Source organism: Micromonospora sp. NPDC049274 (genome assembly GCF_040678875.1).
In the GTDB taxonomy this organism is placed as follows: domain Bacteria; phylum Actinomycetota; class Actinomycetes; order Mycobacteriales; family Micromonosporaceae; genus Micromonospora.
Genome location: NZ_JBFAQS010000009.1, coordinates 212978 through 226925, shown reverse-complemented (window position 1 = coordinate 226925; position 13948 = coordinate 212978). Strand labels below are relative to the sequence as shown.

18 protein-coding genes are annotated in these 13948 nt (G+C 71.2%); 11 read left to right on the top strand and 7 right to left on the bottom strand.

Going from position 1 to position 13948, the window contains the following annotated elements:
• Positions 1–142 precede the first annotated feature (142 nt).
• Entirely contained in the window at positions 143–658 is a 516-nt protein-coding gene (locus AB0K10_RS19245) for a MaoC family dehydratase (protein ID WP_363685173.1), read from the bottom strand.
• Positions 659–1207: 549 nt separating this feature from the next.
• Between AB0K10_RS19245 and trxA the strand changes: the two genes are divergently transcribed.
• The 3 genes from trxA to AB0K10_RS19230 all read left to right on the top strand — a co-directional run bounded on the left by trxA (position 1208) and on the right by AB0K10_RS19230 (position 3119).
• Positions 1208–1570 (top strand): thioredoxin, encoded by a 363-nt coding sequence (gene trxA / locus AB0K10_RS19240; protein WP_363685171.1) that lies wholly within the window; start codon positions 1208–1210, stop codon positions 1568–1570.
• A 155-nt stretch (positions 1571–1725) separates the two neighbouring features.
• Positions 1726–2166 carry a hypothetical protein gene (locus AB0K10_RS19235; RefSeq protein ID WP_363685169.1) on the top strand — a complete coding sequence of 147 codons (441 nt, stop codon included), beginning with the start codon at positions 1726–1728 and terminating at the stop codon, positions 2164–2166.
• Positions 2163–3119 (top strand): HTTM domain-containing protein, encoded by a 957-nt coding sequence (locus AB0K10_RS19230; RefSeq protein WP_363685167.1) that lies wholly within the window; start codon positions 2163–2165, stop codon positions 3117–3119. The genes AB0K10_RS19235 and AB0K10_RS19230 overlap by 4 nt, the downstream gene beginning before the upstream one ends.
• Here AB0K10_RS19230 and AB0K10_RS19225 read toward each other — a convergent pair.
• Entirely contained in the window at positions 3083–3502 is a 420-nt protein-coding gene (locus tag AB0K10_RS19225; protein ID WP_363685165.1) for a DUF393 domain-containing protein, read from the bottom strand. The genes AB0K10_RS19230 and AB0K10_RS19225 overlap by 37 nt on opposite strands.
• 92 nt (positions 3503–3594) lie before the next feature.
• On the opposite strand from AB0K10_RS19225, the gene AB0K10_RS19220 reads away from it, so the two are divergent.
• On the top strand, positions 3595–4641 hold the full coding sequence (locus AB0K10_RS19220) for an Rv2578c family radical SAM protein (protein ID WP_363685163.1): 1047 nt from the start codon (positions 3595–3597) through the stop codon (positions 4639–4641).
• A gap of 26 nt (positions 4642–4667) precedes the next feature.
• Positions 4668–5075, top strand: a complete 408-nt coding sequence (locus AB0K10_RS19215; protein WP_363685161.1) for a CoA-binding protein — start codon at positions 4668–4670, stop codon at positions 5073–5075.
• Between the two features lie 24 nt (positions 5076–5099).
• Here AB0K10_RS19215 and AB0K10_RS19210 read toward each other — a convergent pair whose 3' ends face one another.
• Positions 5100–6296 (bottom strand): acyl-CoA dehydrogenase family protein, encoded by a 1197-nt coding sequence (locus AB0K10_RS19210; RefSeq protein ID WP_363685301.1) that lies wholly within the window; start codon positions 6294–6296, stop codon positions 5100–5102.
• 176 nt (positions 6297–6472) lie between these two features.
• Here AB0K10_RS19210 and AB0K10_RS19205 point away from each other — a divergent pair, with 176 nt between their 5' ends.
• Positions 6473–7009, top strand: a complete 537-nt coding sequence (locus AB0K10_RS19205; RefSeq protein ID WP_363685159.1) for a DUF4190 domain-containing protein — start codon at positions 6473–6475, stop codon at positions 7007–7009.
• 13 nt (positions 7010–7022) lie between these two features.
• Here AB0K10_RS19205 and AB0K10_RS19200 read toward each other — a convergent pair whose 3' ends face one another.
• The gene (locus AB0K10_RS19200; RefSeq protein ID WP_363685157.1) at positions 7023–7931 is read right to left on the bottom strand and encodes an SDR family NAD(P)-dependent oxidoreductase; all 909 of its coding nucleotides are present in this window, start codon (positions 7929–7931) and stop codon (positions 7023–7025) included.
• A gap of 117 nt (positions 7932–8048) precedes the next feature.
• On the opposite strand from AB0K10_RS19200, the gene AB0K10_RS19195 reads away from it, so the two are divergent.
• Positions 8049–8540: a DUF4190 domain-containing protein gene (locus AB0K10_RS19195; protein ID WP_363685155.1), complete on the top strand. Its 492-nt coding sequence runs from the start codon at positions 8049–8051 to the stop codon at positions 8538–8540.
• 75 nt (positions 8541–8615) lie between these two features.
• On the opposite strand, the gene AB0K10_RS19190 is transcribed toward AB0K10_RS19195, so the two are convergent.
• The gene (locus tag AB0K10_RS19190) at positions 8616–9572 is read right to left on the bottom strand and encodes a CoA ester lyase (protein WP_363685153.1); all 957 of its coding nucleotides are present in this window, start codon (positions 9570–9572) and stop codon (positions 8616–8618) included.
• A gap of 125 nt (positions 9573–9697) precedes the next feature.
• On the opposite strand from AB0K10_RS19190, the gene AB0K10_RS19185 reads away from it, so the two are divergent.
• From AB0K10_RS19185 to AB0K10_RS19175, 3 genes are all read left to right on the top strand, one after another.
• Positions 9698–10522: an SDR family NAD(P)-dependent oxidoreductase gene (locus AB0K10_RS19185; RefSeq protein ID WP_363685299.1), complete on the top strand. Its 825-nt coding sequence runs from the start codon at positions 9698–9700 to the stop codon at positions 10520–10522.
• 10 nt (positions 10523–10532) lie between these two features.
• On the top strand, positions 10533–10808 hold the full coding sequence (locus AB0K10_RS19180) for a hypothetical protein (RefSeq protein ID WP_363685151.1): 276 nt from the start codon (positions 10533–10535) through the stop codon (positions 10806–10808).
• A gap of 110 nt (positions 10809–10918) precedes the next feature.
• A complete protein-coding gene (locus AB0K10_RS19175) occupies positions 10919–11563 on the top strand; it encodes a hypothetical protein (RefSeq protein ID WP_363685149.1) in 645 nt (214 codons plus the stop codon).
• Positions 11564–11569: 6 nt separating this feature from the next.
• On the opposite strand, the gene AB0K10_RS19170 is transcribed toward AB0K10_RS19175, so the two are convergent.
• Positions 11570–12529: a DMT family transporter gene (locus AB0K10_RS19170; protein ID WP_363685147.1), complete on the bottom strand. Its 960-nt coding sequence runs from the start codon at positions 12527–12529 to the stop codon at positions 11570–11572.
• Positions 12530–12632: 103 nt separating this feature from the next.
• On the opposite strand from AB0K10_RS19170, the gene AB0K10_RS19165 reads away from it, so the two are divergent.
• A complete protein-coding gene (locus AB0K10_RS19165) occupies positions 12633–13376 on the top strand; it encodes an HAD family hydrolase (protein WP_363685145.1) in 744 nt (247 codons plus the stop codon).
• A gap of 34 nt (positions 13377–13410) precedes the next feature.
• Here the strand turns inward: AB0K10_RS19165 and AB0K10_RS19160 are convergent, their stop codons facing one another.
• Positions 13411–13941 carry a hypothetical protein gene (locus AB0K10_RS19160; RefSeq protein ID WP_363685143.1) on the bottom strand — a complete coding sequence of 177 codons (531 nt, stop codon included), beginning with the start codon at positions 13939–13941 and terminating at the stop codon, positions 13411–13413.
• Positions 13942–13948: the final 7 nt, after the last annotated feature.

The following is a 13948-nucleotide window of genomic DNA, read 5'->3' as shown; positions in this document are numbered from 1 at the left end:
GACCCCCTCCCCCGCAGAACCTGCGGCGGGGAAGGGGAAGCCCTGTGGCGGGCGGCGGTGCCTGGCCGGCGAGGTCGGGTCGCTCAGCGCGGACCGGGCCACCTCAGCGCGCGTCGGGACCGTCCGCGCGGAGCGGGGAGCCTCAGCGCGGGTCGGGGAAGCTGGGCCGCTCCGGGTCCACTCCCTCGGCGACGGCGCTTGCCGCGTACTCCTTTTTGGGGACCATGACCTTGCGGCGGAAGACGCAGACCATGGTGCCGTCCTGGTTGTAGCCGCGGGTCTCCACCGAGACCACGCCCCGGTCGGGCTTGGAGCCGGACTCTCGCTTGTCCAGCACCGTCGTCTCGCCGTAGATCGTGTCGCCGTGGAAGGTGGGCGCCACGTGCCGCAGCGACTCGACCTCCAGGTTGGCGATGGCCTTGCCGCTGACGTCGGGCACCGACATGCCGAGCAGCAGGGAGTAGATGTAGTTGCCGACCACGACGTTGCGCTTGAACTGGCTGGCCGTCGCGGCGTAGTGCGCGTCCAGGTGCAGCGGGTGGTGGTTCATGGTGAGCAGGCAGAAGAGGTGGTCGTCGTACTCGGTGACGGTCTTGCCCGGCCAGTGCCGGTAGACCGCGCCGACCTCGAACTCCTCGTAGTAGCGGCCGAACTGCATCCTGGTCCCCTTCGACGGGCGGCGATGGAGTTCGGCACAGCATGCCTTACCGATGGTTAAGGCGACGGTCGGGGCGCGGCCCCGGCGGAAATGTCACACCGGTCACTCACCCGAGGGGAGACGCAATGAGCGGCGGGGCCCTCCCCGGCACCCGCCGCCCACGCTCTGATGTGAGGAATTCTGCCCTACGGTGGCGCGGGTTCAACAGAGATCGAGCTCACATTTATCTTTTTGTAACAATACTCTCCGTAACGATGGGCGGGTTGATCAGCGATCTCCGCAGGCCGGATACCCCCTCGTCAGGGCTCAAGTTACCGATTCGTAGCGCTTGACTGGGTGGATCTCCCTGGAACCGCTCCCATCACCGCAGGTCACGCAAGTGCGTCATGCACTTGCGTTCCGCAGGGACGTTGTGAACTGACACAGTTCGATGACCGCCGAGGGCCTCGGGCAGCCCGGCCCACGTTTCGCGCTGGACGACCCGGGAATTCGATACGGTCAGCCCTGGTTCTACGGGACGCAGACAAACCGCGGTGATCGGAGAGTGCAATGGCAACCGTTGAGCTGACCTCGGCGAACTTCGACGAGGTGACCGGCAACGACGGCATCGTCCTGGTCGATTTCTGGGCCGACTGGTGTGGTCCGTGCAAGCGGTTCGCCCCGGTCTACGAGCGCTCCTCGGAGAAGCACCAGAACATCGTCTTCGGCAAGGTCGACACCGAGGCCCAGCAGGAGCTGGGCGCGAAGTTCGACATCCGGTCGATCCCGACGATCATGGCGATCCGCGACGGCGTCATCGTCTTCGCCCAGCCGGGCGCGCTTCCCGAGTCCGCGCTGGAGAACCTGATCGAGCAGGTCGAGGCGCTGGACATGGAAGACGTCCGCAAGCAGCTGGCCGAGCACAACCACTGAGCCGTCCCCGCGACGGCGCGCGAGGGCCGGGCCCGGTTCGGGTCCGGCCCTTCGTCGTACCCGGGACCCCCGCGCGTGATCACCGACCTGGGCAGGCGGAACTGGCCGTCGGTGGGACCCGGCGCGGCCGGTACATCCCGTATCGTCACCACCCGATGGAGACCCTGACCACCCGCGGGCGTACGACCCGACTCGGCGCGACCGCACTCGGCCTCGTCCTGCTGCTGCTCGGCACCTTCTGGGGCAGCGACGACGACTTCCCGTTCGGCCCGTTCCGGATGTACGCCACCTCCAACCCGCCGAACGCACCCGCCCCGGACACGCGCGTGGAGGGGGTGAACAGCACCGGTGCCGTGGTCGACCTCGACCAGAACGCCACAGGCATCCGCCGCGCCGAGATCGAGGGCCAGCAGACCCGGTACGCCGCCGACCCGACGCTGCTCACCGAGGTCGCCGACGCGTACGCCGAGCGCCACCCGGACGCCCCGGCGCTGGTCGAGGTCCGCATCGTCATCCGCTGGCACAGCATTCGCGCCGGCCGGCCCACCGGGCAGCACACCGACGAGACAGTTGTCCGCTGGCAGGTGGCCCGATGAGCGGCTGGCTGACCGAGGCGGTGCCGCGCGGCCGGATCGCCGCCTTCCGCACCCTGATCTACCTCTTCGTCGCCGCCGACCTGGTGGTCTTCACCCCCTGGGTACGCACCAGGGCCAGCGTGCCCGGCGAGCTGTACCAGCCTCTGCTGATCGGCCGGCTGCTCCCACTGCCGACGCCGACCCCGACGGCCGTGGCGGTGATCTTCTGGGCGCTGCTGCTGCTCGCCCTGCTCGCCGCGACCGGCCGCGCGCCCCGACTGCTCGGCTGGTCGGTCTGCGCGCTCTACCTCGAGTGGATGATCATCGCGATGAGCTACGGAAAGGTCGACCACGACCGGTTCGGGCTGCTCGTCGCACTGGCCGTGCTGCCCACCGCCGGCCGAGCGCGCCACGGCGACACCACCCGCACCGAGGCCGGTGGCTGGGCACTGCGGGTCACCCAGATCGCGGTGATCTGCACGTACTTCCTGGCGGCCTGGGCCAAGCTGCGCTTCGGCGGCGTGGACTGGCTGACCGGCTCGGTGCTGGCACGGGCCATCATTCGACGCGGCACCGACCTGGCGGACCTGATCGCCCAGGTGCCGTACCTGCTGATCGTGGCCCAGTTCGGCATCGTGGCCTTCGAACTGTTCAGCCCCGTGGTGTTCCTGCTGCCGGCTCGCTGGCGACTGGCCATGGTCGGCTTCTTCTACTCGTTCCACGTGGTGACAATCGCGACCATCACGATCTCGTTCGCGCCGCACCTCGCCGCGATGTCGAGCTTCCTGCCGCTGGAGCGGGTCCGCCCGCTGGTCTGGGCCCGCCGACTCGCCGGCCGTGACACCTCAGGAGCAACCTCGGCGGACGTCGACACCGCGGCGCCGCCGCCTGATCAGGAGCGGGCAGGTGCCGGCGCGGGCCAGGCACAGCTCGACGATCAGGCCTCGGCGCTCGGACGGCCGGTCGGGCCGTAGAGCCGCTCCCGGGCCTCCTGCGGCAGGGAGCACGCCGCCGTTCCACCGGGAAGGCGGTGCCGGTTGCGCGCCACCCAGCGGTAAACGGGCCAGGCCAGAGCGCGCGCCGGCGGAAACCGCAGCCCCGCCCCGGCGACCCGCCAGAGCGGACCACTCGCCCCGAGTAGCTTCGCGATGGCGTCCGGCCCGGCGGCGCGCGAACCGTCCGCGCCGACCCACTGGACGGCCTCCTCGCACTGCGCGGTCGTCAGGCCGAGCGCGTCCAGATCGGCGAACTGCCAGGGCACCACCCGCGCGGCGGTGGGAATGCGGCGCTCGATGAACTCCGCGCAGCTCGTGCAGAACGCGCAGTCCCCGTCGTAGACGAAGGTCGACCTCTCCATGGTGTCCATCCTCCCCCGCCCAACCGCCCACCGCGCTCCGGTGTCCGGCGCGTCACTTGCGCTCACCTCGTACACGTGTTCGAATAATGGTCATGCGCTGGGACAACCTCACCGCTCCCCCGGCTGAGGGAGACCCCGAGCGGGCAGCGCCAGCGACGCCACCCCTGCCGCTGGCGCTGCCCGGCGCCGTCGTACGCACCTTCGACACCCCCGAGTTCGCCGGGATGACCTTCTACGAGGTGCAGGCCAAGTCCATCCTCAACCGGGTGCCCGGCCAGTCCCGCGTCCCGTTCGAGTGGACCATCAACCCGTATCGCGGCTGCTCCCATGCATGTGTTTATTGTTTCGCGAGAAATACTCACACCTATCTCGATCTCGATGCCGGCGCGGATTTCGACCGGCAGGTGATCGTCAAGGTCAACGCGGGTGAGCTGGTGCGGCGGGAGTTGGCCGCGCCGCGCTGGCGCGGCGCGCACGTGGCCATGGGCACCAACGTGGACTGCTACCAGCGAGCCGAGGGGCGTTACCGGCTGATGCCGCAGATCATCGCCGCGCTGCGCGACTTCGCCAACCCGTTCTCCATCCTGACCAAGGGCACGCTGATCCTGCGGGACCTGCCGCTGCTGCGTCAGGCCGCCGAGGTGACCAGGGTCGGCATCTCCTACTCGGTGGGCTTCGTCGACGAGCAGCTCTGGCGTGGCGTCGAGCCGGGCACGCCGCATCCGAGCCGCCGCCTGGACGCGGTCCGCCGGCTCACCGACGCCGGGTTCGAGGTCGGGGTGCTGATGGCACCGATCCTGCCCGGTCTGAGCGACGGCGACGAGTCGATCGACGCCACCGTCTCGGCGATCGCGGCCGCCGGGGCGACAAGCGTGACTCCACTGGCGCTGCACCTGCGCCCCGGCGCGCGGGAGTGGTACGCGCAGTGGCTCGCTCGGGACCATCCGCACCTCGCGCCCCGTTACCGCGAGCTCTACCGGGCCGGCGCGTACGCGCCGCAGGCGTACCAGCGGGAGCTGACCGCGCGGGTGCGGATCGCCGCCCGCCGGCACGGCCTGCACCGGGGCGAGCTGGGTGACAACCGTCGACTGCCCGAGCCGCCCCCACCGCCGGCCGCCGAGCAGCTGACCCTGCTCTGAGCGAACGGCGGCGTTACAGTCGGCGGGTGCGTACCGCTCAGCAGATCCTCGCCGACTCCGCAGTCATCGCCGTCGTGGGCGCGTCGCGCGACCCGCGCAAGGCCGCGCACGGTGTGCCGTTGCAGATGCAGCAGTACGGCTGGCGGATCATCCCGATCAACCCGACTGTGGACGAACTCTTTGGCGAGCGGGCGTACCCGACACTTGCCGACATCCCGCATCCGGTGGATCTGGTGGACGTGTTCCGGCCGGCGGCCGACGCCGTGCAGGTGGTCCGGGACGCGGTGGCGATCGGCGCCCCGGCCGTCTGGCTGCAACTGGGCATCGTCTCGGCCGAGGCGCGACGGATCGCCGAGGCGGCCGGGATGGACTACGTCGAGGACCGCTGCCTCATCGTCGAGCGCGCCGCCGCCGGCCTGACCCGACTGTCCTGACCTCCGGTCCGCGGGAGGTGAAGGTCAGAGCTTGTACTCCTTGAGCAGGCCGCGAGAGATGATTGTCTTCTGGATCTCCGAGGTGCCCTCCCCGATGAGCAGGAACGGGGCTTCGCGCATCAGCCGCTCGATCTCGTACTCCTTGGAGTAGCCGTAGCCGCCGTGGATGCGGAACGCCTCCTGGACGACCTCGGCGCAGTACTCGGAGGCGAGCAGCTTCGCCATCCCCGCCTCGACATCGTTGCGCTGACCGGCGTCCTTGAGGCGGGCGGCGTTGACCATGAGGGCGTGCGCGGCCTCGATCTTCGTGCCCATCTCGGCGAGCTTGAAGGCGATCGCCTGGTGCTTGGCGAGGGGCTGGCCGAAGGTCTTGCGCTGCTGGGCGTACGTGACGGCCAGCTCGAAGGCGCGGATGGAGATGCCGCAGGCGCGGGCGGCCACGTTGACGCGGCCCACCTCGATGCCGTCCATCATCTGGTAGAAGCCGCGGCCCACCCTGTCGGCGCCGCCGAGGACGGCCGAGTCGGGCACGGTCACCCCGTCGAGCACCATCTCGGTGGTCTCGACGCCCTTGTAGCCCATTTTCTCGATCTTGCCGGGGATGGTGAGGCCGGGCGCGGTCTCGCCGAAGCCCGGCTCCTTCTCCAGCAGGAAGGTGCTCATGTTGCCGTACACCGACTCGGCGCCGGTGTCGGTCTTGACCAGGGTGGCCACCACCGAGGAGTACGCCCCGTTGGTCAGCCACATCTTCTGCCCGTTGAGCACGTAGTTGTCGCCCTCCCGTACGGCGCGGGACCCGATCGCCGCGACGTCCGAACCGCAACCGGGTTCTGACATCGAGAACGCGCCACGCACCTCGCCGGTCGCCATCCTGGGCAGCAGGCGGGCCTTCTGCTCGGCGGAGCCGTGCTGGGAGATCAGGTACGCCACGATGAAGTGGGTGTTGACGATGCCGGAGATCGACATCCAGCCCCGGGACAGCTGCTCCACGACGAGGGCGTACGTGAGCAGCGACTCGCCGAGCCCGCCGTACTCCTCGTCGATGGTGAGGCCGAACAGCCCCATCTCGCGCATCCCGTCGAGGATGTCGGTGGGGTACTCGTCGGCGTGCTCCAGCCGCTGGGCGTGCGGGATGATCTCCTTGTCGGCGAACTCCCGGACGGTCTCCAGGATCGACAGCTGCACATCGGTCAGGCCGGGCGTCTGGGCGAGTCGGGCCATCTCAGCCTCCGGAGATCCGCGCACTACTCATGGGTAACTGAACGCTCGGTCAGTATCGGCCTCCCGACCGCCACGGCCAAGGTGACCAGTCCCCACAACAGCTGTGAAAAGGTTCACCGCTGCGGGTAGCGTCCGGCAAGAAGGACTTTTCCGGCACCGGCAGGAGGAGGACAGCAGTGAGCCACCCGCCACCGTCGGGCCCCCCGGGTGACGAGCCGCCACCGTCACCCTACGAGCCACCGCGAGACCAGTCGCCGTACGCGCCACCGCCGGCCGGCCAGTCGCCGTACCCGCCGCCGCCGGACCAGTCGTCGTTCGCGCCGCCGGAACGCTCTCCGTACGGGCCCCCTGCGGACGAGCCGTCGCCGTACGAGCAGCAGAGACCGCATCAGCCGGCGCACTGGGGGCAGCAGCCGCCGTACCCACCGCAGGGCCCCTACGGCCAGTACGGCCCGCCGCCGTCCGGTCCCGGCCGGGGCACCAACGTGCTGGCGATCCTGTCGCTGGTGTTCGCCTTCGTGTTTCCCCCGGCCGGCGCCGTCCTCGGCCACCTGGCCAAGCGACAGATCCGCACCAGCGGCGAGGACGGCGACCAGCTCGCCACCTGGGGGCTGATCCTCGGGTACGCCTTCACCGCGCTGACCCTGCTGGCCTGCTGCGGCTGGCTGGCGCTCGTCATTTTCAGCAACAACGGCGACAGCGGCGGCTACTGACCCGCCCGGCCGATCAGCGGAAGCGCGCCTCCCGGACGCTGTTGCCGCCGTCCACCACAAGCATCTGACCAGTGATGTACGAGGCGGCCGGCGAGCAGAGGAAACTGATGGCCGCCGCAACCTCGTCCGGAGTGCCCGGTCGACCGACAGGCGTGCCCAGACCCTGCTTGATCTCGGCCATGGTGGACGCCGCCGTGTAGATGGTGCCGGGCGCCACCGCGTTCACTGTCACCCCGTCGGCGATCATCTCCATGGCCAGCGCGCGGGTCAGCCCGACGACCCCGGCCTTGGCGGCGGCGTACGCGGCCTCGGTGGGCAGGGCGTTGACCGGCCCGGCGGTGGCCGCCAGGTTGACGATCCGCCCCCAGCCCCGCTCGGCCATGCCGCCGATGAACGCGCGACTGCACAGGAACGCGGTGGACAGGTTGCGGTCGATCTCGCCACGCCACTCGTCGTAGGTCAGCTGAGCGACGGGACGCAGCACCCCCTGACTGGCCCGGCTCGCCAGACCGGCGTTGTTGACAAGCACCTCGACGTCGCCCAACTGCTCGGCGACCGCGTCGGCCAGCGCGCCGACCTCGGACTCGTCGGTCAGGTCCGCGACGAACCCGGTCACCCCCAGCTCACCTGCCCGCTCATGGATGCGCCGGGTGGTGCTGACGATTGCCACACGCGCCCCCAGGTCGGCGAGCCGCCGGGCGGTCGCGTACCCGATGCCGTCCGCGCTGCCGGCCCCGGTCACCAGGGCGACCCGACCGTCGAGCCGCATGGTCACCGGGTCGGTGAGTGCGACCGGCTCGTCGTCGGGGCCGGTCGCGCCGGCCGCTGTGGCCGCCCGACCGCGGCGGCCCACACCCGGGCGGCTCACGTCCCGTCGGGGTCGGCTGCCGGAACGGTCCGCGGCGCGCGCGTCTATTGCCATGCCAGGGATCCTGCCCGTTACGAACGGCCCGGGCAACGCGGCACCCGGGAGCGGGGGCATCGGGTTTGGCCACCCCTGGCTACTCTGACGGCGCACCCGAGCCGACGGAGAGTTCGCATGACCAATCCCCCACCCCCCGGCGGTTGGACCGACCCCACCTGGTCGGCTCAGCCGTCGAGCGCGCCGCCGGACCCGACCCTGGTGGCCGGCCATCCGGTACCGACCCAACCCGGCCCCGGAAACCCGTACGCGCCGGCCGACCCGTACGCGGGTGGGCAGTTGCCGCCGGGGGCGTACGCGCCGCCCGGCTACCCGCCGCAGCTCGGTTACGGCTACCCGCCGCCGCCGAAGACCAACGGGCTCGCGATCGCGGCGCTCGTGCTGGCGCTGGCCGGCCTGACCACCTGCGGCATCACCGGGCCGATCGGGGCGATCCTCGGTCACGTGGCGCAGAAGCAGATCCGGGCCAGCGGCGAGGGCGGCGAGGGGATGGCGAAGGCCGGCATCATCGTCGGCTGGATCGTCACCGCGCTGATGGTGCTGGGGATCGCGTTCTACGTCGCCGCGGTCATCTTCGCGGTCACGACAGGCAACGACAGCGGCAGCTGACCGGCCGGCGGGTCCGCGTACCGCCGGCTGATGTGCCGGGTCGGCGGCCGGCGGCGGCCGTCCCGGCGTGACCGGTCACTGGGCCGGCGGGGTGAACGACGAGGTACGGCTCATCCCGGCGGCGCGGCCCTTGGCGGCGATCACCAACGCCATCTTGCGGGACGCTTCGTCGATCATCTCGTCGCCGAGCATCACCGCGCCGAGCTTGCCGCCGGCCTCCGAGGTGTAGTGCTCGTACGCGTCGAGGATCAGCTCGGCGTGGTCGTAGTCGGCCTGGGCCGGCTGGTAGACCTCGTTGGCGGCGTCGATCTGGCCCGGGTGCAGCACCCACTTGCCGTCGAAGCCCAGCGCCGCCGAGCGCTTGGCCACCTCGCGGAACGCGTCCACGTCCCGGATCTGCGGGAACGGGCCGTCGATCGCCTGCTTGTCGTGCATCCGCGCGGCCATCAGGATCCGCATCAGGATGTAGTGGTACGGGTCGCCCGGGTAGTCCGGGATCAGGCCGCCGACCACCAGCGACCTCATGTTGATCGACGCCATGAAGTCGGCCGGGCCGAAGATGATGGTCTCCACCCGGGGTGAGGCGGCCGCGATCGTGTCCACGTTGACCAGACCGGCCGCGTTCTCGATCTGGGCCTCGATGCCGATCCGGCCGACCTCGAGACCCAGCGTCTTCTCGATCTGGGTGAGCGTCAGGTCCAGCCACTGCACCTGGGCGGCGGTCTGCACCTTCGGCAGCATGATGCAGTCGAGGTTCGCCCCGGCGCCCTCGACCACCTCGATGACGTCCCGGTAGGTCCACGGGGTCGTCAGGTCGTTGACCCGGACCACCCGGGTCTTACCGGCCCAGTCACCGTCGTTGAGGGCGGCCACGATGTTCTTGCGCGCGTCCGGCTTGGCCAGCGGGGCGACGGCGTCCTCCAGATCGAGGAAGACCTGGTCGGCGGGGAGGCCCTGCGCCTTGCCGAGCATCTTGACGCTGGAACCCGGCACGGCGAGGCAGGACCGCCGGGGACGACCGACTGCGGCCATGGATGTGCTCCTTCCAGCGGCCGGCGGGCACGCCGACGCCACCTGGCTCCGAGGAAAACTTAACGATCCCAAAGGGTGTGGTGACGTCACGGTAACCTCGCGCCATGACCGGGGTGAATGGACCTGTGGAAGATCTCACTGAGCGTCGACTCGTGGTGGTGACCGGTGCCAGCTCCGGCATCGGGCTGGCCGCCGCGGTGAACTTCGCGTGCCGTGGTGACCAGGTGGTGCTGGTCGGACGGGACCCGGCCCGCCTCCAGGCCGCGGCGGAACGGGTACGGGAGACCTCCGGCACGAGTCCCGAGCTGTTCCGGGCCGACTTCGCGGTCCTCGACGACGTACGTCGGCTCGCCGAGCGGCTGCGCGACACGTACGACCGGATCGACGTACTGGCCAACAACGCGGGGGCCATCGCGCTCCAACCGCTCACCACCGTCGACGGCTTCGAACTGTCGATCCAGGCCAACCACCTGGCCCCAATCCTGCTGACCAACCTGCTCGCCGACCGGGTGGGCCGGATCGTGGTGACCGCCTCGGGCGCGCACCGCTTCGGAGCGCTCGACCCGGACGACCTCAACAAGCCGCTGCGCGGTTACCGCCCGATGGGCGCGTACGGCAGCAGCAAACAGGCGAACATCCTGTTCACCGCCGAGGCGGCCCGCCGCTGGCCGGGCATCCCCGCGTACAGCTTTCACCCGGGAGTGGTGCGGACGCGGTTCGCCAACGACAGCAGGCTTGTCGCCTTCGGCATGCGGGTGCTGCCGTTCCGCAGCCCGGAGAGAGCCGCCGAGACGCTTGTCTGGCTGGCCAACCAGGATGCGGCCCGGCTCATCGACGGGGCGTACTACTACAATCGCCGGCCGCGTCGGCCGTACCGCAAGGCCGCCGACCCGCGGCTCGCGGCCCGGCTCTGGGAAGCCAGCGCCGCGGCCGTCGGCGTCGATGGATAGCGTGGCCGCCATGCTGACTCTTGTCGCCGTCGTCGATTATCCGGCCGGGGCCGAGGCCGCCGGGCAGCGCTACGAGGACACCGTGCTGGCCCTGCTCGGCCGCCACGGCGGCCGTCTGGAACGACGGCTGCGCGGCACCGACGGGCGAGCCGAGGTACACGTGATCACCTTCGACGACCGGACCGGCTACGAGTCGTTCCTCGTCGACCCGGAGCGAGTCACCCTGCGCGCCGCCCTCGGCGAGGCAGCCCCGAACACCCGGGTGATCGAGGTCCACGAGCTCTGACCGCCCGGTCGCCGCCGACCCAGGCCGCGCTGCTTCTTTCTCCACTTCATCACGTGGTGACGGCGAGAACAAGACTTGATCTTGACGGGTGCGACGGTCAGGGTCGAGGCATGGAATTCGATGCGACAGCCACCGCGCGAAGGGCCCTCTGGATCGGCGGTGGGCAGTGGGCCGGCAAGTCCACAGTCGCCGTGAACCTGGCCCTGCGACACGGGCTGACCGCGTACCTCTATGACCGCCACGACGCCCGCGGCCACGACGATCGACGCATCGCCGACCGGGTCCGGCGGGGTGAGCCGCCAGCCGGGCCCGATCCGGAAACCACCTGGGTCCGCACGGACCCGGCACGGATGGCGGCCGACACGCTGGCCGCCTTCCCCCGCCGCTTCGCCTGGGTCCTGGACGACCTGAGTGCGCTGGTGCCCGGCCGCCGGGTCGTGGCCGAGGGATGGGGACTGCGCCCCGAACTGGTGGCACCGGTCGTCGAGTCGTTGCGACAGTTGGTGGTGCTGGTGCCCACCGCCGAGTTCCGCGCCCGCCAGATCGACCGACTACCACGGGCGCGCGTGGTCGCCACCGGGGTCAGCGATCCGGAGCGGGCACTGCGCAACCGGTGGGCACGGGACGAGCTGGTGGCGGCGGACGCGGTGGTGCAGGCCGAGCGACTGGGTGTACGGGTGATTCGGGTCGACGGCAGCCTCCACGGCGACCAGTTGACCACTCTGGTGGCGGAGCACTTCGCGGCGTACCTGTGAGAGCCGTCAGCCCTCCAGTGGGGCGGGGTCGGCCGGCAGAGCGGTTGGCGGCGTCGTACGGCGGCCGGCCCGGGCGGCACCCAGCACCACCACCACGACCCCGACAAGCAGCAACGCCATGCCCAGCAGCGCGTACGGGCGGGGCAGCTGACCCAGCCAGGCCCAGCCGAGCAGGGCCGCGCCGGGGGCCTCCAGCAGAATCAGCACGCTCACCGTGGTGGCGGGGATCTTCTGCAGGGCGTAGTTGAACATCGAGTGCCCGAGCAGTTGGGCGCCGGCCACCAGGGCCAGGATCGCCAGCCAGGTCCTCCCGTCGAAGCCTGTCATCCGTACCCCGCCGACCAGGCAGATCATCAGCAGGATCAGCGCGCAGATGCCGTAGCAGATGGTCGTGTAGGTGGTGGTGCTGATGCTGGCCCGGGCCCGTTCACCGAAGGCGGTGTAGACGGCGGCGAACATGCCGCCGGTCACCGCCAGCAGGTCACCGACGACGGCCCGGCCGGAGATGCCCACGTCGGCGCCGGTGGCGATCACCGCTCCGCCCACGGCCACAACGATGCCGATCCAGACCACCGGCGGCAGCCGACGGCCCTGGGCACGGGCGATCAGCCCCTGCCAGACCGGCTGGGTGGCGCCCAGCGCGGTGGCCGCGGCGACCGAGGTGAGCTTGGCGCTCGGCACCCAGGTCGCGAAGTGCCCGGCCAGCGCGACGCCGGAGAGGACGCAGAACAGGCCCTCCCGCCTACCCGCGCCGACTGTCAGCCTGCGGAACTCCGCCCGGCGCCGCGCCAGGGAGAACGGACTCAACACGGCGACCGCGAGCAGGTTGCGCCAGAACGCGATGGCCAGCGCGGGGGCGGCGGCGTACGCGATCAGCGGCGCGGACGACGACACGGCGACCACGGCCAGGCCGACCGCGCCGGTGGTCAACGGATCGAGGGGACGGCGGGATGTTCCAGGGGGCACGGGAAGCAATCCTCACACGATCACGGACAGCACCGACCGTCAGCACTCCGTTACGATCACGCGGGCCGCGTCGGCGACCCCCGACCGCCGGAGGCGCTTCGCCATGCCCAGCTACCAGGCGGTGCTGTTCGACTTCTTCGGCACGCTTACCCGTTCGGTGCAGCGCGGGGCCGCGCACCTCGGCACCGCCGAGTTACTGGGCTGCCCCACCGAAACACTTACCGAGGTGCTGAATCGCACCTACTACGAGCGGGCCAGCGGCCGGTTCGGCAACGCGGAGGCGACCCTGCGGTGGGTGTGTACCGAGGCCGGTGTACACCCAAGTGACCGTGCCCTGCGGGCGGCGGTGGCGTCCCGGCACCGCGCGGTCCGCGCGGACACGCGGCTGCGGGCCGACGCGGTGCCCGTGCTTGCGGCGCTGCGCCAGCGCGGCCTGCGCACCGGCGTGATCAGCGACTGTACGCACGAACTGCCGGCCTTCCTGCCGCAGCTCGCGGTCGCGCCGCTGCTCGACGTCCAGGTCTTCTCGGTGCAGGTGGGGCGGTGCAAGCCGGACGCGGCGCTGTACCTGACCGCGTGCCGTCGGCTCGGGCTGGCACCGGACGAGTGCCTGTACGTCGGCGACGGCGGCAGCCAGGAACTCACAGGCGCCGAGCGCGCCGGGCTGACCGCCGTCCGGCTGGCCGCGCCGGACCTGGCCGAGCACATGGTGTTCAACGCCGACCGGGAATGGCGCGGCTGCACGCTCGGCGACCTGCGCGAGGTGCTGGATCTCGTGGGCACCGACGAGACCGTCGGCGTGGGCACCCTCGGCGTCGGCACGGGCGTCGCCGGCCCAGCAAACTGACCGCGCCGCCCAAACGGGCCGGGGGGCCGGGGAGTCAGCGGCGGCGGACCCGGTGCAGGCGGAACGGCTTGCGGGTGGCGCGGACCGCCGGAGTCTCCCGGGGCTGCTCGGCCTGCGCGTCGGACGGCAGGCCGGCGCCGGTCCGCGGCTCGCCGGCCGGGGCGAGTCGGTTCACCGCGCAACCCTCGGCGGCCCAGCGGGCCACCAGATCGGCGGTCGGGCCGGGAGCGTTCAGGCGCTTGGCCGCCACCAGGGGCGCGGTGGTGTCCCACGCGTCGGTGCCCGGTGCCAGTCGGGTCACCAGGGCCGGCCAGGTGACGATCCGTCCTCCGTGGTCGCCGCGCAGGGTGACCTGTGCCTCGGTCGCGTCGGCCAGACCCGGCGCGGCCTGCTCGCCCGGCCCGCTCACCACGAAGAGCGCGCCCTCCAGCGGGGCGCACCAGAGCGCGAGCGCGGGCCCACCGGACACGCTGACCCAGGCCACCGCGGCCTTCTTCATCGCCTCGTCGACCAGCGGCGTGCCACCGGAGGCATCCTCGTCCGTCACACAGACATTCTCCCGCATCGGCGCC